Here is a 22,187-nt window from a genome sequence, read left to right as displayed (position 1 = left end):
GTAGTCTCCAACGAGTGTGAGTAGATGAGGCGCCTCAGGTCTATGAGGATGATAAATAGCTCAACAGGCAACCGAATTGACCTGCCCCCCGAGGCTCCCTCATTTATAATGAGAGTTTGCGGGTTTTTTCATATTCTTGGTCATCGGTTTGGGCACGCGCGCCGAGCGGGGAGCCCTAAAATTGCTCAAGCGTCCGGCGCGCTTCTACGGGCGTTTGGTTCCCGAGAGATGAGTGCGGTCTGACATTGTTGTTGTCGTATCGCCAGAGCGCCAGCTTACGCCTTGCATCGTCCAGGCTGTCGAACATCTCCTCGTTCAGGAGTTCATCGCGCAGGCTGCCGTTGACGCTGTAGATGAAAGCGTTCTGCTGCGGCTTGCCCGGGTCGATGTAATGCCAGTCGACATAGTTATTGTTGTCCCATTTCAGGATTGCCCGGCTGGTGAACTCGGTTCCGTTATCACTGACGATGCTGGCGGGCTTGCCATGGAGCCGGACAAGCGCATCCAGTTCCCGCGCCACCCTTGCGCCCGAGATGCTGGTGTCAGCCATCAGACACAGGTTCTCGCGACAGAAATCATCCTTGATCGCCAAGATACGGAACTGTCGGGATGCGCCGAACATGTCAGACAGGAAGTCCAGCGACCAGCGTTCGCCGGGCCTCAGAGCCTCCGGCATCGGTGTTCACGATCCCCGCGCCCGTTTTCGACCCCGTCTTCGTCTGACGCCAAGCTTTTCCTTAGTGTAGAGCCGATACAGCTCCTTGTGGTTCATGATCATTCCGTTACGTTCCAACGTCACGCCGATCCGCCGGTAGCCAAACCGACGCCGCTTGGCCGCAATGGCCTTCATCTCTTTGCGTATCTCAGGATTGTCCGGCGGGCACGCGCGCCGGACAGATTTGTGGTCGACACGAACGAGCCTGCACGCCCGACGCTGCGAGATATCATGTTCCCGCATCGCCCTGAGCGCTGCATTATGCCGTTCGCTTGGCGTCGTCAGCTCTTTCCCAGAAAGCCTTTCAACACGACGTCGTCCAGCATCTGATCCGCGAGCAGACGCTTCAGCGTGGCATTCTCATCCTCCAGCGCCTTCAGCTTAGCCACATCAGACACTTCCATGCCGCCGTATTTGGACTTGAATTTTGACGTGCTCCCCGTCTTGTCCGCGTTTTTTTGTTCGCTCTGTTCAGGGTTTGGTCCTTTACTGACCGTTGATGATACTCCCGCGGGGTGAGCCCGTCGATGCTCATGTAGGGGCGGTGGTGATTGTAGTCGGTGTGCCAAGCCGAGATCAGTCCTCTGGCATGGCGCAGGTTGGCAAACAGGTGCTCGTTAAGACCCTCGTCCCGTAGGCGGCCGTTGAAGCTTTCCACAAAGCCGTTCTGCATAGGCTTTCCAAGCGCAATGTAGTGCCACTCGACCTTTCGATCCTCCTGCCATCTCAGAATGGCGCTCGAAGTCAGTTCCGTTCCGTTGTCGCTGACCACGATGCAGGGATAACCACGCGTTCGGACGGTGTTATCAAGTTCTCGTCCCACGCGCTGCCCTGACAGCGAGGTGTCGGCCACGCAGGCCAGGCATTCCCTGCTGAAGTCATCGATGACGCACAGGACACGGAACCGGGGCCCATCTGAAAGGCTGTCTGAGACAAAGTCCAAGGACCATCGTTGGTTCGGCCCCTGCGGGATCGCCATGGGCGCGCGCGTTCCAATCGCTCGCTTGCGACCACCACGCTTACGCGCTGTCAGGCATTCTTCGCGGTAAATCTTATCTTCTTCCAGTTCACCTGCCAGCCCTCTCGCCCCAGCAGGCGGTGCAGCCGCCGATAGCCCAAGCGCCGACGTTCCCCGCACAGTTCCTTCAGCCTCTCTCGGAGTTCTGTCTCCTCCGGTCTGGATGGTCGTCGCCTATAGACACGCGGATCAATCCCGGCCAAGGCACAGGCCAGCCGCTGGTTGTAGTTTTTTGGCATGGCCCAGTCCACAGCGCGTCGCCTTGAACCGGGCTTCAGAAGAGTCCGCCGGCTCATTCGAACGCATGGCGATCGCCTGCTTCCATTCCCTGCATCTCCTTGAGCGTGCCAACGTCAAGCATATGTTCCGCCAGCATCTTCTTGAGCTTCGCGTTCTCGGCTTCGAGCGCCTTCAGCCGCTTGGCCTCCGACACTTCCATGCCGCCATACTTTGAGCGCAATTTGTAGAACGTGCCATCACTGATGCCATGCTTCCGGCAAAGCTCCTTGGCGCCTATCCTGGATTGGTGCTCCTTCAGGATGCCAATGATCTGCTCTTCGCTAAAACGGCTTTTCTCATCGTTTGTCTCGTCGTTTGGAGAACAGGCAAACTTCAGACTGCGGACTTTTCAGGGGATCACATCAATTTGTAGAAGGTGCCCTGGCTCAGGCCATGCTTGCGGCACACCTCCGCAGTCGGCATCCCAGCTTCTTGTTCTTTGATCGTCCCAATGATCTTGGCTTCCGTGAAACGGCTCTTTCGCATTCGTTTGCTTCTTCAAAAGGTTGAGCAAACTCTACATCAGAGCGAGGGAAGTTTCGGAAGGCAGATCAATCCTCGCAAGAAAATGCCGCCCGTTGAAGGCGGCATTTTTGTGTGCGCGTCCCCTCATGCGGAGCGGTGAGGACCAGCCGGGTATGGTGCCCGCTACCGGCCGCCACCTGCGCGTCTGAGCAACAGGGCCAAGCGATTGAAGCTGCCCTTGATTCCATCCAGCTCATTGCGACCAAAGAAAGAATCTAGCTCTGGCCAGATTTTTACAGCTTGGTCGAGTACAAGATCATTGCCTTCAGAATACAGACCCGCACGGATCATAACCTCAGACTGTTCATAGGCACCGAGGAACTTCCGTACAGCCAGAATCATCTCGTTTTCTTCCTTGGTCGCTGCGGCAGGCAGACTGCGCGAGACTGATCGCGAGACATCAATCGCCGGGAATCGTCCTCGTTCTGCAATTTCGCGATTGAGCACAATATGCCCGTCCAAAACCCCGCGTAGAATGTCTGCAATCGGTTCGTCCATGTCTGAGCCGGCAACCAGAACGCTAAAGACAGCAGTAATGTCTCCCTGACCATCAAGCCCCGGTCCGGCGCGTTCACAAAGACCCGTAATCAGGGGTGTAACCGACGGCGGAAACCCGCGAAGCGCCGGGGCTTCACCCGAGGCGACAGCAATTTCACGATGCGCTTCTGCAAATCGCGTGATCGAATCGGCCATGAACAGCACATTCAGCCCCTGATCCCGAAAGTGCTCCGCAACAGACATCGCCGCCCATGCGCAGCGTCTACGCACGAGCGCGGATTGGTCTGAGGTCGCAGCGACAACAACTGCGCGTTTCATACCTTCGGGCCCCAGCACTTCCTTCACGAAGTGATTGACCTCGCGCCCGCGTTCCCCGATCAGCGCCATCACGACGACGTCCGCTTCCATGTTCTGCGCCAGCTGCGCCATCAGGGTAGATTTACCCACGCCAGACCCGGCAAAAAGACCGATCCGCTGCCCCGTTACAATCGGAAGCACGGTGTTGAGAATGGCAAGACCCGTCGAGAGCCGTTTACCAAGACCGCGCCGCGCAGCGGCTTTGGGCGGGCTTTCCATCAGGTCCCGGCTCTCGACCCCGCGCAACATGGGCTTGCCATCCAGAGGCTCCCCAAAGGGATCAATGACGCGGCCAACCCAGCTGTCATCCGGGGCGAACTCGGGCGTCTGGAACAAAAGGACCGCATCCCCGATGGAGGCACGCTCGGGGGCAGTATCGGGCAACATACGAATGTGGTCTGAACCAATCGCCAGCACTTCGCCATGCAGATCGTCTTTCTTACCGCGTCTCAGGGTTAGCCGATCGCCGATCCGCGCCTGGCTTTCCAGACCTGAGACTTCGATCTCGCCACCTGAAATCCCTGTCACCCGGCCCATGGGCGCGGCAAGGCGAGTATTGGCCAGTTCTTGGCTGAGCGCCTGGATCGATTTCATCATCTGCGGGTTCTCCAACATTCCTCTGAAAACAATTTCTAAAGGAATCAGGGTTAAGCCTTGATTGAAATTGATCGAGGGAGAAGCCCCGGTGTTCGAAAGACTGAATGTTTTTAATATCGCCTATTCCATGGCGACCCATGCAGGCAAGCGTCAGGCGCTTGTATCGGAAAATATCGCAAATGCGGATACTCCAGGGTATCACGCAAAGGATATCAAACCTTTCAAAGAGGTCTTTGCTGCGAGCGAAGCGCAGGGCGACATGATCGCTTCACGCGGGTCGCACATCAATGGCGTCAATGGTTCCGGGTTTGATTGGGCCGTCACAACCGACGAGTCGTCCGTAGATCCCAACAACAACTCCGTCTCACTGGAAGAGCAGATCCTGAACGGGATCGAAGCCAAGCGGCAGCACGATCGCGCGCTGGCCATCTACCGCTCGTCCATGAACATCCTGCGCGCCAGCCTTGGCCGTAGCTAATCAAGGAGACTGAGATATGAGCGACTTTTCCAAATCCCTGTCCGTGACAGCGAGTGGCCTGCGCGCGCAGGCGGCGCGACTTACCCATGTATCGGAGAACATTTCCAACGCGGACACTCCGGGGTATCGCCGTAAAACGGTGTCCTTCCAGTCCGTGCGTGATCTGGAAACCGATGTGAGCCAAGTCAGAGTTGGTCGGGTGTCACTCGACCGCACCGAACTGGAGCAAGTTTACGATCCCTCCCACCCTTTGGCCGATGAAACCGGTCACTACGAGGGGTCGAATGTCGATCTGATGATCGAAATCGCGGACGCGCGCGAAGCGCAGCGTACCTATGAGGCCAACCTGAAAATGTTCGATCAGACGCGACAAATGTCGTCGTCCCTGATGGATCTTTTACGCCGCTAACCTGAACAGATTGGAGATCCAGAATGGATATTCGTTCGCTTACCGCCACCTCCGGCTATGCCGCTGCACGTCCGGCAACCAAAGTTGACCCGGATTACAATCCGACTTCCCTGCAGGAGCAGGCCAAGACCAGCTTTCAGGATTTCACCAATACACTTGCACACAGCGAGCAAGTGTCGGTGCAAGCCATGACAGGCGGCGCAGATCCGCATCAGCTTGTTCAGGCGCTCGCACAGACCGAGCTGGCCGTTGAGACCGCGGTAACGGTGCGCAACAAGGTCGTTGAAGCCTATCAGGAAATCCTGCGGATGCCGGTCTAAGCCATGCTAACCGAAGGCATTTTCTACGATACTCTGCGCCAGGGAATTTTGGCGGCGATCACCATGTCGCTGCCCATTCTCATCGCAGCTCTGGTGATCGGTCTTACGGTCGGCCTGTTTCAGGCGCTGACATCCATCCAGGAAATGTCGCTGACATTTGTTCCTAAGCTTGCGGGGATTCTTGTCGTTTTCTGGCTGACGATGGCCACGATGACTCAGACGCTCGTCGCCTTCTTTACCGGTCACGTAATTCCCCTGATTCAGGGAACTGGAGGACTGTAATGGGTTCTATCGGCTACACGACTTTATCGCGCCAATCAGGTCTGCTGAACGAGATGCAGGCTGTGGCCAATAACATCGCGAACTCTGCGACGACAGGTTATCGCTCCGAAGGGCTGATCTTCTCGGAATACGTCAAGTCGGCCCCCGGTCAGGAAAGCCTGTCGATGGGGCGCGCGAATATTCGCAACACCTCGCTCGAGCAGGGCACCATGAACCAGACCAACGGCACATTTGATCTTGCGATCGAAGGTGAGGGCTTTTTCATGGTGGAAACCCCAGCTGGCAACAGGCTGACACGCGCGGGGAACTTTACCCCGAACGCCGAAGGCGATCTTGTAACTGCGGACGGATACCGGGTTCTGGACGCCGGGCAGGCACCGATGTTTGTGCCGGGCGGCGCCGAAAGCATTTCATTTGGCGCCGACGGTACCCTTAGCGCCGATGGTCAGCAGCTGGGTCAGATCGGTCTCTTTGTGCCGGATGAAGACGCTCAGATTCTGCGCGAAGACGGTGTGATGTTCCGGGTGGAAGGCGAGACGTTGCCAGCTGCAGGGGCGCAAGTCCTTCAGGGGTTTCTTGAGGGCTCCAACGTCAACACCATTCACCAACTGGCTCGGATGATCGAGGTCCAGCGCGCCTACGAGATGGGGCAGAGTTTCCTCGATCACGAAGACAAGCGCATCCGCTCGGCCATCGACAACTTGATGAAATCATAGGAGATAACCATGCGTGCACTTAAAATTGCCGCCACGGGGATGAGCGCGCAGCAACTGCGTGTTGAAACGATCTCCAACAACCTGGCCAATATGAACACCACCGCCTACAACGCGCGCCGCGCGGAATTTGCGGACCTGCACTATCAGCAGATCTCCCGTGCCGGGACGGTAAATGCCTCCGATGGCACGGTGCTGCCCACGGGGGTTCAGGTTGGCCTCGGCGTCCGGCCGGCTGCGGTTTCTGTTTACCTCAATCAAGGTGCGCTGTCGCAAACCGGCAATGAACTCGATCTCGCGATTGATGGAAACGGCTACTTCGAGGTGACGCTGCCCTCTGGCGAAACCGCCTACACCCGTGACGGGTCTTTCAAACGCTCTGCCGAAGGGTTGATCGTTACCAATGATGGCTACCCGGTCTCACCGGAAATCACCGTTCCCGAGGATGCTAAATCCATCTCCATCAACGGCGAGGGCGAGGTCTACGCATATTTCAACGACACCATCGAAGCGGAGCTTCTGGGCCAGTTCACCCTCTCTGGTTTCACCAATCCCAAGGGACTTGAGGCGATGGGGGGCAACCTCTTCAAGCAGACCGAGGCCTCCGGCCAGCCCAACACCACCGAACCTGGTGCTGATGGGATCGGTTTCCTGCGCCAGAAATACTTGGAAGACAGCTCGGTTGATGCCGTGCGCGAGATCACCGAACTGATCGAAGCCCAGCGCGGATACGAGATGAACTCCAAGGTGATCTCCGCTGTCGATCAGATGATGTCGGCAACCACACAGGTGCGCTAAATGAAACTCCTGCCTTTTCTCATCGGGATTCTCTTTGCCCAATCCGCGCTGGCCGACATTCTCGTGCCGGTCCGGACCATACGGGCAAAGGAAGTGATCACCGCCGACGACCTCGTGTTCAAAAACGTCGAGTCGCCCGGCGCGTTGAGCAGCCCCAACGAGATCATTGGGCAGGAGGCACGCATTGCACTTTATGCCAGCCGCCCGATCCACGCTGGCGATATCGGACCGCCTGCGCTCGTGGATCGAAACGACTTGGTAAAACTGATCTTCCGCCACGGTGGGCTCGAAATCACAACCGAAGGTCGGTCCCTCGGCCGCGGCGCGGAAGGCGAGCTGATCCGCGTTATGAACCTGTCCTCGCGCACGACGGTCACTGGCCGCATCCGGGCAGACGGAAATATTGAGGTAAATTGATGAAACCCCTTCTCGCAGTCAAATGTGCAGTCCTCGGCCTCAGCCTTGTTGGCGGGTGCGCACGCATGGATCACTTGGGCAAACCCCCGAGTTTCACCCCTGCAAACGAAACTCAGGAACATGTGGCCATGCTCTATCAGGGCCTGCCTGTATCCTCGCAGACGCCGCGGGCGGTTGACAACGCTTCACTCTGGAGTGGGTCTCGCGGCTCGCTGCTGGGGGATCGTCGAGCCACCAAAAAGGGCGATATTCTTACCGTGGTGATCGAAATCAACGAGAAGGCCTCGATCTCCAACGATACACAACGCTCTCGGAACTCCTCCGAAAGCCTGCAGGTGCCACAGCTCCTTGGCCTGCCTCAGCGCCTCGATGAACGGCTGCCTGAAGGCGCAAGCAGCGCAGACCTGGTTGACCTCGGAAGCACGTCTTCTTCGGGTGGAAGCGGCTCTGTCAGCCGCAGTGAAAAACTCGAACTGCGTGTTGCAGCGACAGTTGTGGATGTGCTGCCCAATGGCGTGCTGGCCATCAGCGGATCGCAAGAACTCCGCGTCAACTTCGAACTGCGCGAGTTGCTGGTGTCTGGCTATGTGCGCCCCGACGACATAAGCCGCCAAAATGAAGTCACCTATGACAAGATTGCCTCGGCTCGTGTGTCCTATGGCGGACGTGGTCAAATCACCGACGTGCAGCAACCGCGCTATGGACAGCAGGTTCTAGACGCCGTTCTGCCGTTCTAAAGGAGGTTATAATGGCGAAATTGCTTCCCATACTCATGCTGATCCTGGGCATCGGCGGTGGCATCGGCGCTGGCATCATGCTGGCGCCCGCACCGGAGATGACAGAGGTCGCCGCGAAGGGTGACGCGCATGATATGGCCACTGATGAGGCTGGCGAAGATCACTCTGAAGCGGAGGAAGAAGAGGACCCGACCGAGCAGAACGAGTTCATCAAGATCAAGAACCAGTTTGTAATCCCAGTGGTCGAACGCGACCAGATGACAGCGATGGTGGTCTTGTCGCTCAGCCTTGAGACCAAGCCTGGGTTGTCGGGCAAAGTACACACATATGAGCCCAAACTGCGCGATGTCTTCCTGCGCGTTTTGTTTGACCATGCGAATATGGGTGGGTTCCGCGGCGCCTTCACCCGATCGGAGATCCTCGACCCCCTGCGCACTTCACTACGAGAAGAAGCGCGCCGCTTCCTCGGTAAAGACGTTGTCGACGTATTGATCCTTGATATCACCCGTCAAGACGTCTGACCCAGAGATCGGCAAGCCCCTCAAACTTTAAGAGCCGCGTCCAGTATTGGAGGCGGCTCTTTCTTTGTGTGGTCTTTAAGAACATCAGATCGCCTCTTGAGAGACGCGTTCGAGACTGCAGCGTTCTCCCCCAATGCCGGAAAGTCTGATCTTTTCGCAGGGCCAAGCTGGTCCTGACAAAGAGGTTGTTCTTTGAGGGTATTCCTGATCACGCCAGGCAGCGCTTCCGATAACACCTATCAAGGTGGCAATATGCGCTCAGCGCATGAAAGGCAGTCAGTCGAGATCCATCAGTCGATCAAACAACATCTTGTTGCGCCGCTCCTTGGCGTCCGACTTAAACTGTTGCTCCATCGTCTCTACGGCGTGCTTGCGCCCAAAAGCCTGGCGAAGCTTATCCATTGCCCGGAACTTTTGTGCCGTCACCTGCGCGAGATCCTGATTGATATCGCGGCGCGCATTTGTATGCCACTTCTGCCAGTGCAAATCGACACCAAGCGCTTTGATCTCGTGGCTTTGCTCCACAAGCGCCCGAGATTCTTCGACCTGTTGCTTCAGCATTGCAAGATTCCCGCGAAGCTGCGCCTCACGATCTAGAATCGGCTTAATCTTGGCATGTTCGCGCAGATAGACCGCGTTGGTGACAGCTTGCATCTGGGCAAGCATTTTGTCCTGCTTCATAGGATGCTCTCTTTTGCCTTTTTGCGCATTTCTTCTGCAAAACGGATCGCTGCGGCGACCGGTGCATAGTGTTCTTCTGCGATTTCTTCACCCACCTCGACGGTGGCATATAGGGCGCGCGCCGTTGGTGGATCACTGTGAAGAGGCACGCCGTTTTCTTGCGCGATCTCCCGGATCATTGCCGCCACCCCATCGACGCCTTTTGCAACACATTCAGGCGCGCTCCCCGAAACACGGCTCCATTTCAGCGCAACCGCATAGTGGGTCGGGTTCACAATAACCACATCAGCTTCTGGCACCGCGGCCGCAATTTGCTTGCTGACAATCTGGCGTCCTTTTTGTTTCCGTTGCCCTTTCGTGTGAGGATCACCCTCGGAGTTTTTCATCTCATCCATGACATCCTTGCGTGACATCATGTTCTTGCGAATGAACTCAGCCTGCTGAAATGGCGCGTCCACAAGACCGATCGCCAGCGCGATGATCAATGTCAGGATCAGGAATTCCATCGCAAGCTGCACAAGAAACGGCACGACCGTAAAAGGGCTTGTGCCCACGGAGGCGATCATCTCTGGCAGGCGCCACGAGAGGTATACGCCCAGCGTGATCGAATACAGCAAGAGCTTGAAAAAGCTCTTGGCGAATTCAAACAAACCGGACCGTCCAAATTTGTTTTTGGCGTTCTTAATGATTGAAAGGCGAGACAGTTTCGGCTGAATTCTCTTGGGTGCAAACACCATCGCTTTTTGAGCGAATACAGCCAAAATCACCAGAGCGGCAGGCACGGCGAACCATGCGATGACAGACGTCAGCGCGTCTGAGATGAACTCCCAAGCCACTGGCGCTGCAATTCCATCTCCGAAAAACACAGGCGCCAACCGGTCAGGTTGGTCAATCATGCTCATCAGAACTGTGCCGAGCTGTTCAATCGACGAACGGCCCGCAGTATAAAATGCAATCAAGAGACCCAAGTAAGACGCCGCCTGCAGAAGGTCGTTCGATTTGGGAACGTCCCCCTCCTGTCGCGCTTTTCGAAGCTTTTCAGGTGTCGGCTCAAATGACTTGTCTGAATCGTCGTTTTCGTCGCTCATGGCATCCCAACTCCGGGATCGGCAAAGAACATCAAAAGTCCGTGCCCCCAGACCTCAAGCATCATCGGCGCACCAATCATCAGGATCGCGAGACCACCAAATGTGATTACGGGAGCACCGACAAATACCACCATTAGTTGCGTCATTGCGCGATTGATGACCCCCAAGGTGAGGTTGTACACAACGGCTGTGATCAGGAACGGCGCAGCCAGTGTAAAGGCCTGCGCAAAAGTCGCCGAGACCCGATGCACTCCCCACTCGGAGAGACCAGAAGCGCTCGGAAAGATACCAACGGGAAACAGGTCGTAGGAACGGATCATCAATTGTGCTGCATGGATGTGAAAATCGAGCATCACCGCCACTGCAATCCCCGAAATCCACAGCACCGCCCCCAGAGCCGGCATCGGATCCGCACCTGCCCCACCGAGAACCTGGCTCAGTGAGGTACATTGCGCGGCAATCGATCCCGCCGTTTGCAGCATATGCATGAACATGCGCAAACCAAGTCCAAGAGCCAGACCAACGACAACTTCTGTCGCCATGAGCCCGGCATATTGCATGACGGTTTGGGGCATCGGCATCTGTGGCAGGGCCGGCGCGACGATTGCGGTGAACACCAATCCGGCGACGAGGCGAATTTGTGTCGGGATCAGCTGTTCGCCAAACCCGAGCATGATCGAGGTCATTGCCCCGATGCGCAGGAACACGATGGCGGCGTGCCAGAAGCCCGCGCCAAACAAGGCCATGAGCTCTGGCGTTATGCCTACGAAATTCATGCCGCGACCATGCCCACCAATGCAGGGCGCGCCTCCAGACCAATCTCTTCGAACGACAAAACCGGGTTCTGGATACCGCGCGAGCGCAGGATAGTGCGCAAATACCGGCGACGACGCGTCGAGGTGACGATCGCAGCAAAAATCCCCTGTTCGGTGACCTGATTGATCTTCTCGCTCATCGCATCGACAAGCTTGTTGAAGGTGTCAGGCGGCAGCGCGATATCGAGGCCAGATTGGGTCTCCACCTGATAGGTGGTAAAGGCATCTTCCCATTCCGGGGCGAGCTGAACCAGCGGGATGGTTCCGTCTTCGCGCTTCATCTCTGCAACGAGCTGGAATCCGAGGCGCTGTCGAACATGTTCTGTGATCAGTTCAGGCGAGGTTGTTCGCATCCGGGCTTCGGCGATGGACTCGAGGATCAAAGGCATGTTCCGGATCGATACTCGCTCCTCCAAGAGCAGGCGAAGAACCGCATGGAGCGTATCAATCGGCACCTTATCTGGGATCAGTTCATCCAGAAGCTTCTTGTTGGCATTGGCGCGGAATTCATCACTTAGCTCGGTCATTTCACGCAGCAGGCGCCGCAGAGCCTTCAACGTCAGCAGACGCGGGAAGCTCTGCTTCACGACCTCCAGGAGGTGCGTCGCAAGAATTTCCGGCGGCGATACAACCGTCGCCCCCATCAGCGCAGCATCTTCCTGATGTTTGGTTGCAATCCAGCGCGCTGGTGCACCGTAAACAGGTTCCGTCACATCGGTGCCAGAGGGCAATGCCGCGTGATTGTCGGGCATAAGCGCCAACACCATGTCCGGGTGAAGCGTACCACGCGCCTGCTCGACCCCCTGAATACGCACCACATAGGTGCCATTCTCGAGCTCAGCCTCATCCGTGAGCCGGATCTCCGGCAGGATCAGCCCGAAGGTTGTCGCCACATGGGTGCGCATATTCGCGATACGGGCATCAAGCCCGGTGCCGGGATCCAGCACCATTGAAACAAGGTCCTGAGAGAACTCAAGATGCAGATCGTCAAGGTCGAGGATGTCTCCCAGGGCCTTGGTCTTTTCGGGCGATTGCACTTCCTCAACCTTGGCGTCGATCTCTTCCTGGGCGGCTGCGTCGTTGTTTGTCTTGACGCGATACGCGAGATAGCCCAGCGCGCCTCCACCCGCGATAAATGGTACGAAGGGGAGGCCGGGCACCAGCGCGAAGAGCACCATCAGGACCGCAACGGCCCCAATTGCCCCAGGATATTTGGAGAACTGAGAGAAAATCGCGGTGTCTGTCGAGCCGGACGCCCCGCCGCGCGCGAGCAAAAGAGCGGCCGCGATGGAGATGATGACTGAGGGGATCTGCGATACCAGGCCATCCCCCACCGTCAGGATCGCGTAGGTTTCAAATGCAGTGGCGACAGGCATCCCATGGATCAAGATTCCCATGATCAGACCCATGATCAGATTGAGAAGCGTGATGAGAAGGCCCGCGATGGCATCCCCTTTCACAAACTTCGAGGCACCATCCAAGGAGCCAAAGAAGGTGGTTTCCCGCTGTTCTGTTTCGCGCCGTTCCTTGGCTGTTGCATGATCAATCGCACCAGCTGACATATCGCTGTCGATCGCGAGCTGTTTGCCCGGCATCCCATCAAGGGCAAAACGCGCGCCAACCTCTGCCATCCGTGCGGCACCTTTGGTGATCACCATGAAGTTCACGATGAGCAGCACCCCAAAGACCACCAGGCCGAGGAATACACTGCCTCCCATCACAAAATTGGCAAAGCCCTCAATCACGTTCCCTGCCGCATCAGTGCCGGTGTGCCCCTGCCCGATAATAAGCTTGGTCGAAGACACGTTGAGAGACAAACGCAGCATGAGCGAACCAAGCAGGATCGTTGGAAAGGATGAAAAATCCAGTGGCCGTTCAATGAACAAGGTGATGGTGAAGATAAGGATGGCGAGCGCAAACGAAGTTGCAAGACCCACATCCAACACCCAAGCAGGCATCGGAAGGATCATCATCACGATAATCGCCATCAGCGCCATCGCCAAAAGGATGGTCGGACTAAAGAGCTCTTTGACTGACAGATTCGGCACGGATTTTCTCTTATGTGAAAGCGATCAGAAGCGGTCCGGCAGTGCATAAGCACCGGGAGTGAGAGGGGGCTGAAGTCTGATCTAGAGAGGCCGAAATGCCAAAAGCTGCAGCAACATGGCCTGTCCCACGTTCTACAGCAAACAAATTCCGCGCGTTGCGCCCGGCGTGTCTATCGTCATGCACTGGCATTCTGCCTGTTCCAGATGAGGATTCTTCCCTAGTCCTCAAGCTAGGCCGCTATGCTTTACAAAGTGTTATCAGTGCAAAGCGAAATGGCCGAACTCAGAGAGCGCGGCCATTCGTATTCTGTCGCGAAACCACGTCCGTTGTAGGTCAATCCTCGACTTCATCTGGCGTGCGCTCCACTTTGCGCAACAGCTCCTCAATCGAAGATCTTGCGCCGACGCTGCTCTCTACCAGCGCGCGCGCTTCGGCCAAAGGCGGCAATCCTTCGGGTTCACGCACAGCGGAATCGATCTGCTTGGTCACCTCGGCCACAGACCGAAACGGAGCTGCGTCCTCACTGATGGCCTCCACAGCCTCCAGATCCTCGGACAGCCAGAACCCCCGTGCGGCACCGTCCAGGTCTTGCGCCGACATCATGTATTCGCTTGCGCGTTCATATTCCTTGTTGCGCCAAAGCGCCTCTGCGCGCATGCGATCAGCCTGCTGACCTTCGAGCCCCATAAGTTCCACCAGGGCGCGTTGGGGTTGGTCCAATTGCAGATGCGCCTCTGCACTCATCATGCGGCGGTCTTCATTTTGAGGTTCGAGGCTCATTTTGCGCAGGATCATCTCCGCCTGCTCTGCAAAACCCAGATCAAGCAACCGGCGCGCAATGATGTCCCCAACCTGGCCCGCACGCGTCGCACCTGCCTCGTGAGCAAAGATCAGAGCGTACTTCAAGAAGGTCACGTCATCCGCGTTCTCAGTAAGCAGTGTCATCAGCGGGGTATTTACAGAATCTCGCGCCATGAGCCCATCGCGCTCTTCAAGCTTGGCACTCTTTTTGAATGCCGCGTCAAAACTACCGGTCAGCGCCAACGCCATAACTTCGGCTTTTCGCAGTTCTGCACCCAATGCGGCGTCTCGGTACTCAAGCTCGTAGGAGGCCGTCAGATCCGGAACATCCGGGGAAAGCGCCCGACGTTCCGCATAACTCAATTCGACAAGTTCGATGAGCGCGAGCGGGGTGTTTTGGCTTTGCTCCGCAACTTCTTCTGTGAGGTTGCGAGCCACCGCATCCGTGTCACCGTCAAGCTCCGCAATTGCCGCCTCTGCCAGGTTGCGATCCGGCACCCCTTCGACCCCGGTGCGATCAACAGACCGCAACGTCGCTTTTGCAACGCTTGGGTCTCCGGCTTCAGCAAAGAGCCTGGTCATGCGCGCACCAAGTTGGACACGCAGATGCGCGGGCAAACGTGCAAAGGTCTGCTGAATTGCGTCAGAGTTTGCCCCCTTTTTAACGACGCCGTCCGCCATCGCAGCCCAGAAGGCGGCGCCGCCACTACAGGTTTGCTGGCCGGAAAAAATCGTATTTACAGGAAGTTCTTCCCCATCGAGGATCTGCGCCATTGTCGTCATGATCTCACGCGAGCGCGGCTTGAGATTGCTCTCGGAGAGCATGTGAAGCGTCGAAACCGCCTCCGCGCCAAAGCCAAAATAGAGGTATGTCCTCGCGAGTTTCAGGGTCGCATCGCGATTGAGTTGATCGAACTCACCGAGAATTTCGTTTCTCAAGGCGCCAATCTGCTCTGCAAATGGTGTTTCCTTACCCCATTTTTGAACCGCTATTTCAAGGTCTGGAATACAATGAGATGCAGCCTCATCACGACCATTGGATACTGCAAAAAGACCTGTTTCACGATCAATTGCAGATGTAACGGACATGTTGTCCAGAGGATTGAGAGGCCGATTCTCGTTCCCCAAAGGGTCGAGCTGAAGCGCCGCTTGGCCCTGTTCATTCGGCTTGAGAAGACCCTGATCGCTGGCACGCCCGATTTGTTGTAGCAACCGTGTCTCGGTATCGTTGACCAACGCCGCACGACGATTCTCCTCAAGATCCATGAGCAGACTTGAATCCGCAGTCAGTGTCTCAGGCGAAGGCTTGTCATCGTCATCTTTGGTGTCCGGCACGGCGACATCTTCGACCTTTTGCGAAGGCGCAACAACGGTTTCATCACCAAGCAAAGGGATCTCTACCGGACCCGTATGGAGCGGTTGTCGCTTCGCGGATCCGAATGTCTGCTCAACTGCATCTTCAAGGCCCATGGCAACGCGCGCACTGGCAAGATCACGCGAGTCGATGTTGAAGTCACGCCCTGCGCGAGCGCTCGGAAAGGTAAGCGGCAGGCTTGCACGATCGGACGGTTCCGCCAGAGCCAGCGGGCGCCCCTCGCGCACGTCGATCACCAAGTAGCCATCGGACTGCTGGTAATAATCGACGCTACACTCACACCCGAGATCAATACGCAGCGGTTGACCGGGGGCAGCCTGACTCACGGAGCGAATGCGGGTACGGGGAATGAGATCGAACACGGATTGCGTGTTAAAGACAGCTGTCGGAGACCCAACATTGACGGTCGCGACGTTTTCATTTTGGGTCAGTGACCACTCGACACCGTCGGGTAGACGCATCACCAAGCGGGTGAATGTGTCGTGCTCTCCCGAGCGTGTTACGATTGTTTGTGCTTCTGCATATCCAGCGACCACTACTGCAGTCGCAAATGCGATTGCTCGCGATATCATGCTGCGCCCTGTTTCACTTCGTTCAAAGCTTCCTCCAGCTCGGAGAACCCGGGCCGAATGTGGGATGGCGTGTTCTGACGGCCCACCTCAATACAAATCGCTGCGGCGTGGTTGTGAAGGTTCGCCACAAGAACCTCGCGGATAAGCTGATAGAAATGCGCGTCTTCTTCGACCACGGATTTCACCTTGCCGGCAAATGGCGCGACCAGACCATAGGACAGGAAAACACCCAGGAACGTCCCAACAAGAGCGCCGCCGATCATCTTGCCCAGAACTTCTGGCGGTTGATCGATCGAGGCCATCGTCTTGATCACGCCCAGAACGGCCGCAACAATCCCAAGCGCGGGCAAACCATCCGCCATCGTCTGCAGTGCGTGGCTGGAATGCAGCGCATGGTGAAGGTTGGCTTCAATCCGTTTTTCGAGAACCTCTTCGACCTGGTGCGGATCGTCATAGTTCATGGAAGCCGAGCGCATGGTATCGCTGATCAGGTTGATCGCTTCTTTGTCCGCAAGGATCTTGGGGTACTTACCGAACACAGCCGAGTTTTCAGGGTCTTCAATATGTTGCTCCACCTCAACCGGGTTTGCACGCGCAATTCGGATGAGGGCAAACAGCAAACACAGAAGATCCTTATAGTCGTCCGGTTTCCATTTCGGCCCCTTGAAGACCTTGCCCATGTCCTTGAGCGTGTGTTTCACACCACCCATGTCATTGCTGATGAGAAACGCACCAACGGCAGCACCGCCAATCATCATCATCTCGAATGGCAGTGACTTGAGAATGATGCCCAGCTTGCCGCCGGCAAGCAAATAACCACCAAACACCATGGCAAAGATCACAATGATCCCTACAATCCCGATCATAGGTAAGCTCCAAATTCCGTCACTGTCTCAAGAGTAATGCAGTCTTGTTAAAAAAGACTGAGTGAGGGCCCAAGTTACTCCTTGGGCACCTCGCCGTTGCGTCCCGCAAGCACGACACTGATCGTGTATGCAGCCTCGGGGCTCAGCCCTGCCATGATACCCGCCGCGGCTTCCGGTTTCATGCGTGCAAGAAACCCGGCTGCAAACGTAGGGTCCATTTCTTCAAACAGAGCAGAAGCATCCTTAGGCTTCATCTGTTCATAGACTGTTGTCAGCGTGGTGACGTCCTGCTCGGCAGCGCCGTCAGCCAGCGCCAGAGTGGCCAGCAACTTTTGCTCAGCCTCCTCAAGATCCTGCAGCTTTTTATCGATGGCTTGATCGGCGATCTCCAGGGCCCGCATCCGATCTTCCACCTCAGCTTCACGAGCCGCCAGTTTTTCTTCGCGCTTTTGGAACGCAGCAAGCATGGCTTGCATCTCTGCGGAATCGGGCACCGAAGCGAGACCCGTCGCAGCCACCGGTTTTTCGACAGGCGCTTCATCCGATTTGATATCTGCAACCTCCCGCGCAATCGCCGGAGCCGCTTCGAGTGCGATTCGCACCACCGCAGAGCCCATCAGGAAAACAGCCAACAGCATCAAAGTGCCGCGCCGCGCTTTTTCCATCTTTTGAGACTTGTTCGCCTTCGCCATCACGCCACCCGATTCTGACTGCGGCTATGCCGAACAAACATCAGGCCAGCCGGTTTGGCCTCTTCCTGCGCGTCGGCCTGCTCTGCAGCTTCAGCCTGAGCCTCTGCCTGGTAAGCCTCTGCAAGTGCATCGGTTTCCTCGGTGGCCGCAGGTTTTGCCTTGGCGTCCTGCTGAGGCGCGATGTCGTGCATAGACGCCATCATCAGCTCCAGCTTGTGCGCCACAGATTCGGCGCGCCCGGTCAGCTGTTCCAGCGCCTGGCTAGAGCCGTCAGACATTTTTCGAGCCGCAACCAGCGACTTGTTCAGATCGTCCACCTGCGACGAGAGCACCGCCACCGCGCCTCCGACCCCTTTTTCGAGATCGTTAAAGCGTTTCAGTCGGCGCGACAGCACCAGGCAATAAAACCCGGCACCCAGTGCTCCGGCCGCAAGCAGGATATCAGCTATAAGTTCCATCCTGTCCTCCTAGTTGAGTACGAAATCCATGATCAGCAAATCACGCACGCGGCCCTGACCGGTTACGATATTGATTCGCCGTAGCATCTGTGCCCGCAGTTTTGGCAGTGCCATCGGATCGGTAAGATCCTCCAGCTCTAGCGCCCGCAGGTAGCTGTTCAGAACGTCGACAACCCGGGGGAGGACTGTTTCAACCTCATCCTGATCGGCTTGATTGACCTCAAGTTGCGCTCGGAACCGAAGTTGTTGGACCCCACTGGCTCTATTCAGTGTGACAACAATTGGCTCCATTTCAATAAAGGCGAGATTGGCGATCTCTTCCGCCGACTCACCTTTGTCCACGCCTTCTGGCGCCTCTTTGGTGGCCTGCGCCATTTCGGGCGCGGGTGTGTTACCAAAAGGAAGAAGGCCTGACTGGACGGCATAAAAACCGCCTCCTGCGCCTGCGATTCCAAGTACGAGCCCTATGATAAGGGGCATCTTGCTCTTCTTCGCCGGTTGATCCGTTTCTACATCAGCTACAGCGTCTGTCATGGCTATCCCTAAAACGTCGTGCACCCTGTTCATAACCCGACAGGAACTAACCGAATGTTAAGGCCAATCGGAGAAAAGGGTTGCAGGCCGGAGAGAACGCCGGTGCGACGGAGGTTAATGTGCAGCAGATCAAGAATGTCTGGGCAGGTTTGGACAAGCGGAAGCGGATGATGGCGATCGGGGCGACTCTCGCCGTGATCTTTACTTTCTTCCTCATGTCCTTGGTGGCGAACAAGCCATCCATGCAACTATTATATGCTGGGCTCGAAAGCAGCTCAGCCGGAGATGTTGTCAGCGCTTTGGAACAAAGTGGTGTCGACTATGAAGTACGTGGCGGGTCGATTTACGTGCCCTCCAGCAAACGCGACGAGCTGCGAATGACGCTCGCAAGCCAAGGCCTGCCTGCAAACGGCGGCAAAGGCTACGAGCTGCTCGATTCGCTAAGTGGGTTTGGAACCACTTCGCAAATGTTTGACGCGGCCTATTGGCGCGCCAAAGAAGGCGAACTGGCGCGAACAATCGTTGCGAATCCTCATGTAAGCCAGGCACGGGTCCATATTGCCAACACCGGCAGCAACCCGTTCCAAAGGACAATTGAACCGACCGCTTCTGTTTCTGTGACACCGATGGGTTCGCCCATCACGCCATCGCAGGCAAACGCGATTCGCTTCCTTGTTGCCTCGGCTGTTGCCGGGCTCGCGGTTGACAACGTCGCTGTGATCGACGCCAACGGCGCGCTTATTGGCTCGCCTGAGGCCGCCGCGGCTGCGGGTGCGGGCACTGACGACAGATCACAAACCCTGCGCGAGCGTGTCCTGCGACTCGTCGAAGCGCGGGTTGGCCAAGGCAATGCTGTTGTGGAAATCAGTGTCGAGACGATCACAGACACCGAATCCATTCGAGAAAAACGAGTCGATCCGCAAAGTCGTGTTGCGATCAGCACCGATGTCGAAGAGCGCATCGACTCCTCTCAAAATCAGGCCGGAGAAGTCACTGTTGCCTCCAATATTCCGGATGGAGACGCCGGCAACGGTGAAGGCTCCAAGGCCAGCACCAATGCAACCCGGGAACGCGTGAACTATGAGATTTCCGAGACAGAAAAGGAAATCGTGCGCGGCCCGGGTGCGATCAAGCGCCTCACCGTCGCGGTGCTGATTAATGGTGTCACGACTGAGACAGCAGAGGGTGAGGCCGCTTTCGAACCTCGCCCCGAAGAAGAGCTCGAAGCGCTGCGTGAATTGATTTCCGCCGCTGTCGGCTTTGACGCAGAGCGCGGTGACGTGATCACGCTTAAGTCCATGGATCTCCCCAACGTGGAGCCGCAGGGCACAGAAGTCAAATCCTCGGTTTTCGACAATCTCTACTTTGACGTGATGTCGATCATTCAGATGGCTGCCTTGGCAATCGTCGCTCTGATCCTCGGTCTCTTTGTGGTCCGTCCGATTCTCGCAGGCAATGGCGCATCGGTTCAGGCGCTTCCCTCTCCGGATGGTGTGGCCGCCGGAGGTTTGCCAGAGCTTCCCGACATGAGCGGCGGCGACGCTGGCTTCATGACCAACCCCGACCTTGGCGCAAATATTGCCCTGGATGGGGAAATCGACGGCGGCGACGGCGGGTTCCAGCCTCTGGGTGACCTGCCCGGCATGGGCGATGGCCTGGCAGGCTTTGGCGGCGGTGGCGGCGGGATGAGCGATGATCCCGTGGATCGTCTGCGGTCCATGATCGGCGAGCGCCAAGAAGAAACCGTGCAGATTCTTCGCGGCTGGCTGGAAGAAAACAACGAGGAGCGTGCGTGATGACAATTGCTCATTTGCTGGAGGACTTCGGAGTTAAGACCCCGGTTGAACCCGTCAGCAGCTTTTCCGAGGAACTGGTGGAGGAGGCGAAGCTCGTCTCCTTTGAAAAGGGCTACACAGCCGGATGGGACGATGCGGTCGAGGCCAAAGACAAAGAGGCAACACATGTCTCCGCGACCCTTGCAACCTCGTTGGAGGATCTGAGTTTTACGTATCATGAGGCGCAGTCTCAGTTGATGGAATCGCTCGATCCCATGTTCAAAGTGCTGACTTCCGTGATCCTCCCCGACACGATGGCCGCCACTTTTGGGCACCATGTGATCGACCACCTCAATGAAATGGCCAAAGGCCAGATCAACGAGCCCATGGAGATTGTTGCGGCCGCAGGTGAAGGCAATGCGATTCGCGCGCTCCTTGGTGAAAACCCGGCCTTCAACGTCCGCGTGCGCGAAGATGCGAGTTTCTCTGCCGGTCAAGCACAACTACGCGTTGGCCAAAGCGAGCGCGAACTGAATTCCGAGGCCCTGATCGAATCGATCCGAGATTCAATCGATGCCTTCTCCTATCAATTCAAAGAGGAAAGCCAATATGGATGAGACTGGCGAACTGAACCCCAAAGCGGCCGAAGCAAGCAATCCGTTTGTGTCGGTTCCGGTTGAGGTGATCGTATCGGTGGGCAAAGCACGCCCCCTTATCCGCGATCTCGTCAACCTTGGCGAAAACGCCATCCTCACCCTCGACAAGAAGGTAGAGGATCCGGTGGATCTCTACGTTGGCGACCGGCTGGTGGCACGGGGACAACTTGAAGAAATGGAAGGCGATCAGGCCGGTCAATTGGCCGTGCGCCTGACGGAAATCGCCGATCTGCAAAGCGGTTTGGGATGACACGAAAATTTCTCGCTCTGGGCGTGTTGGCAGTCTTTGCGCTGCTGGCACAGCCCCAGGTAGCGCTGGCGCAAGAATTGAGCCTTAATCTCGCAGATGGTCAATCGATCTCGGCCCGCACCATCCAGCTGATCCTGCTTATCACTGTTCTCAGTGTGGCGCCGGGCTTGCTGGTCATGCTTACCTGTTTTCCCTTCCTGATCACGGTTCTGTCGATCCTGCGTCAGGCGATCGGGTTGCAGCAAGCCCCGCCGAACATGCTCATGATCAGCCTTGCGATGTTCCTGACCTATTTCGTGATGGAACCCGTTTTTACCGAAGCATGGGAGACCGGAATCGCACCACTGATCGACGAGGAACTGGAAGTTGTGCCAGCGCTTGAACGCGCTGTCGAACCGTTCCGGGTCTTCATGGCCAACCGGTTGGATCCAGACACCTACTACGCCATCGCCGATCTGCGCCCAGGCACAGAGGGAAGTGACCCTTCACCTGAATCGCCGCTCTCCGTGTTGATCCCGAGCTTTATGCTTTCCGAGATCACACGCGCATTCGAAATCGGGTTTCTTGTCTTTCTTCCCTTCTTGGTCATCGATCTCGTGACTGCGGCAATCCTGATGTCGATGGGGATGATGATGGTTCCACCGGCACTGGTTTCCTTGCCTTTCAAACTGGCATTCTTTGTCGTCGCGGACGGTTGGAGCCTGATCGCCAGCGCCCTCGTCAGGAGCTATTACCCCTCATAGATCAAGCCTCAGAGCATGATTTCACCGCCCCGCCCAGCCTACGCTGCGCGGGGCTTTTTCATGCCATGCGCCCCGCTTTCTGCCCTTGTCGAAACAGCTCAACCAGAGCGCAAGGGCCCCTATCGCACACCAAAACGTATGGCGAGGCTGTCTGTTTATTGTAAGCGC

Annotated in this window: 24 protein-coding genes and 2 pseudogenes; 13 read left to right on the top strand and 13 right to left on the bottom strand. The window is 56.8% G+C overall.

Annotated elements, in window-relative coordinates; all coding sequences use genetic code 11:
- Positions 1–103: 103 nt before the first annotated feature.
- The 4 genes and pseudogenes from ACZ1HH_RS14150 to ACZ1HH_RS14135 all read right to left on the bottom strand — a co-directional run.
- A pseudogene (locus ACZ1HH_RS14150) lies at positions 104–1,149 on the bottom strand (IS3 family transposase); the annotation flags it as partial.
- Positions 1,092–2,349: pseudogene (locus ACZ1HH_RS14145) on the bottom strand (IS3 family transposase). The pseudogenes ACZ1HH_RS14150 and ACZ1HH_RS14145, both read right to left, overlap by 58 nt.
- Before the next feature lie 20 nt (positions 2,350–2,369).
- Entirely contained in the window at positions 2,370–2,498 is a 129-nt protein-coding gene (locus ACZ1HH_RS14140; protein ID WP_487320316.1) for a transposase, read from the bottom strand.
- Positions 2,499–2,660: 162 nt separating this feature from the next.
- Positions 2,661–3,989, bottom strand: a complete 1,329-nt coding sequence (locus ACZ1HH_RS14135) for a FliI/YscN family ATPase (RefSeq protein ID WP_472636941.1) — start codon at positions 3,987–3,989, stop codon at positions 2,661–2,663.
- An 88-nt stretch (positions 3,990–4,077) separates the two neighbouring features.
- Here ACZ1HH_RS14135 and ACZ1HH_RS14130 point away from each other — a divergent pair, with 88 nt between their 5' ends.
- The 9 genes from ACZ1HH_RS14130 to ACZ1HH_RS14090 are packed head-to-tail and all read left to right on the top strand — an operon-like array spanning position 4,078 to position 8,664.
- Positions 4,078–4,467: a FlgB family protein gene (locus ACZ1HH_RS14130; RefSeq protein ID WP_416367623.1), complete on the top strand. Its 390-nt coding sequence runs from the start codon at positions 4,078–4,080 to the stop codon at positions 4,465–4,467.
- A 16-nt stretch (positions 4,468–4,483) separates the two neighbouring features.
- On the top strand, positions 4,484–4,876 hold the full coding sequence (gene flgC / locus ACZ1HH_RS14125) for a flagellar basal body rod protein FlgC (protein WP_011540277.1): 393 nt from the start codon (positions 4,484–4,486) through the stop codon (positions 4,874–4,876).
- Between the two features lie 23 nt (positions 4,877–4,899).
- Complete coding sequence (fliE, locus tag ACZ1HH_RS14120) at positions 4,900–5,196, top strand: flagellar hook-basal body complex protein FliE (protein ID WP_011540276.1); 297 nt, start codon at positions 4,900–4,902, stop codon at positions 5,194–5,196.
- Between the two features lie 3 nt (positions 5,197–5,199).
- Positions 5,200–5,478, top strand: coding sequence for a flagellar biosynthetic protein FliQ (locus tag ACZ1HH_RS14115; RefSeq protein ID WP_011540275.1), 279 nt, complete (start codon positions 5,200–5,202; stop codon positions 5,476–5,478).
- Entirely contained in the window at positions 5,478–6,194 is a 717-nt protein-coding gene (locus tag ACZ1HH_RS14110) for a flagellar hook-basal body complex protein (RefSeq protein ID WP_011540274.1), read from the top strand. The genes ACZ1HH_RS14115 and ACZ1HH_RS14110 overlap by 1 nt, the downstream gene beginning before the upstream one ends.
- Positions 6,195–6,203: 9 nt before the next feature.
- Positions 6,204–6,989 carry a flagellar basal-body rod protein FlgG gene (gene flgG, locus ACZ1HH_RS14105; RefSeq protein ID WP_011540273.1) on the top strand — a complete coding sequence of 262 codons (786 nt, stop codon included), beginning with the start codon at positions 6,204–6,206 and terminating at the stop codon, positions 6,987–6,989.
- Positions 6,990–7,406 (top strand): flagellar basal body P-ring formation chaperone FlgA, encoded by a 417-nt coding sequence (flgA, locus tag ACZ1HH_RS14100; RefSeq protein ID WP_416367622.1) that lies wholly within the window; start codon positions 6,990–6,992, stop codon positions 7,404–7,406.
- The gene (flgH, locus tag ACZ1HH_RS14095; RefSeq protein WP_011540271.1) at positions 7,406–8,143 is read left to right on the top strand and encodes a flagellar basal body L-ring protein FlgH; all 738 of its coding nucleotides are present in this window, start codon (positions 7,406–7,408) and stop codon (positions 8,141–8,143) included. Before flgA ends, flgH begins: the two co-directional genes overlap by 1 nt.
- A gap of 11 nt (positions 8,144–8,154) precedes the next feature.
- A complete protein-coding gene (locus ACZ1HH_RS14090; protein ID WP_472636940.1) occupies positions 8,155–8,664 on the top strand; it encodes a flagellar basal body-associated protein FliL in 510 nt (169 codons plus the stop codon).
- A 276-nt stretch (positions 8,665–8,940) separates the two neighbouring features.
- Here ACZ1HH_RS14090 and ACZ1HH_RS14085 read toward each other — a convergent pair whose 3' ends face one another.
- The 9 genes from ACZ1HH_RS14085 to ACZ1HH_RS14045 form a co-directional block, all read right to left on the bottom strand.
- Positions 8,941–9,345: a hypothetical protein gene (locus ACZ1HH_RS14085; RefSeq protein WP_044026959.1), complete on the bottom strand. Its 405-nt coding sequence runs from the start codon at positions 9,343–9,345 to the stop codon at positions 8,941–8,943.
- On the bottom strand, positions 9,342–10,433 hold the full coding sequence (gene flhB / locus ACZ1HH_RS14080) for a flagellar type III secretion system protein FlhB (RefSeq protein WP_011540268.1): 1,092 nt from the start codon (positions 10,431–10,433) through the stop codon (positions 9,342–9,344). Before flhB ends, ACZ1HH_RS14085 begins: the two co-directional genes overlap by 4 nt.
- On the bottom strand, positions 10,430–11,209 hold the full coding sequence (locus tag ACZ1HH_RS14075) for a flagellar biosynthetic protein FliR (RefSeq protein ID WP_011540267.1): 780 nt from the start codon (positions 11,207–11,209) through the stop codon (positions 10,430–10,432). Before ACZ1HH_RS14075 ends, flhB begins: the two co-directional genes overlap by 4 nt.
- Positions 11,206–13,245 (bottom strand): flagellar biosynthesis protein FlhA, encoded by a 2,040-nt coding sequence (flhA, locus tag ACZ1HH_RS14070; RefSeq protein ID WP_371261778.1) that lies wholly within the window; start codon positions 13,243–13,245, stop codon positions 11,206–11,208. Before flhA ends, ACZ1HH_RS14075 begins: the two co-directional genes overlap by 4 nt.
- A 385-nt stretch (positions 13,246–13,630) precedes the next feature.
- Positions 13,631–16,045: a hypothetical protein gene (locus tag ACZ1HH_RS14065; RefSeq protein ID WP_472636939.1), complete on the bottom strand. Its 2,415-nt coding sequence runs from the start codon at positions 16,043–16,045 to the stop codon at positions 13,631–13,633.
- Positions 16,042–16,911 (bottom strand): flagellar motor stator protein MotA, encoded by an 870-nt coding sequence (gene motA, locus ACZ1HH_RS14060; protein ID WP_011540264.1) that lies wholly within the window; start codon positions 16,909–16,911, stop codon positions 16,042–16,044. The genes ACZ1HH_RS14065 and motA overlap by 4 nt, the downstream gene beginning before the upstream one ends.
- Before the next feature lie 74 nt (positions 16,912–16,985).
- Positions 16,986–17,603: a MotE family protein gene (locus ACZ1HH_RS14055; RefSeq protein ID WP_011540263.1), complete on the bottom strand. Its 618-nt coding sequence runs from the start codon at positions 17,601–17,603 to the stop codon at positions 16,986–16,988.
- Complete coding sequence (locus tag ACZ1HH_RS14050; protein ID WP_011540262.1) at positions 17,603–18,061, bottom strand: hypothetical protein; 459 nt, start codon at positions 18,059–18,061, stop codon at positions 17,603–17,605. Before ACZ1HH_RS14050 ends, ACZ1HH_RS14055 begins: the two co-directional genes overlap by 1 nt.
- A gap of 9 nt (positions 18,062–18,070) precedes the next feature.
- Positions 18,071–18,595 carry a flagellar basal body-associated FliL family protein gene (locus ACZ1HH_RS14045; protein WP_011540261.1) on the bottom strand — a complete coding sequence of 175 codons (525 nt, stop codon included), beginning with the start codon at positions 18,593–18,595 and terminating at the stop codon, positions 18,071–18,073.
- Between the two features lie 119 nt (positions 18,596–18,714).
- Here ACZ1HH_RS14045 and fliF point away from each other — a divergent pair, with 119 nt between their 5' ends.
- Genes fliF through fliP form a run of 4 tightly spaced genes read left to right on the top strand, consistent with a single transcriptional unit; the run spans position 18,715 to position 22,019 of the window.
- Positions 18,715–20,391, top strand: coding sequence for a flagellar basal-body MS-ring/collar protein FliF (gene fliF / locus ACZ1HH_RS14040; protein ID WP_416367619.1), 1,677 nt, complete (start codon positions 18,715–18,717; stop codon positions 20,389–20,391).
- Complete coding sequence (locus ACZ1HH_RS14035) at positions 20,391–20,987, top strand: ABC transporter ATP-binding protein (RefSeq protein WP_011540259.1); 597 nt, start codon at positions 20,391–20,393, stop codon at positions 20,985–20,987. Before fliF ends, ACZ1HH_RS14035 begins: the two co-directional genes overlap by 1 nt.
- Positions 20,980–21,276 carry a FliM/FliN family flagellar motor switch protein gene (locus ACZ1HH_RS14030; protein WP_011540258.1) on the top strand — a complete coding sequence of 99 codons (297 nt, stop codon included), beginning with the start codon at positions 20,980–20,982 and terminating at the stop codon, positions 21,274–21,276. The genes ACZ1HH_RS14035 and ACZ1HH_RS14030 overlap by 8 nt, the downstream gene beginning before the upstream one ends.
- Positions 21,273–22,019, top strand: a complete 747-nt coding sequence (gene fliP, locus ACZ1HH_RS14025; RefSeq protein ID WP_011540257.1) for a flagellar type III secretion system pore protein FliP — start codon at positions 21,273–21,275, stop codon at positions 22,017–22,019. Before ACZ1HH_RS14030 ends, fliP begins: the two co-directional genes overlap by 4 nt.
- The last annotated feature ends 168 nt before the right edge of the window (positions 22,020–22,187 follow it).

It is taken from the genome of Epibacterium sp. HA2-3 (assembly GCF_055693725.2).
The sequence above is the reverse complement of the archived record's forward strand: the minus strand, read 5'-3'. Positions and strand labels throughout refer to the sequence as shown.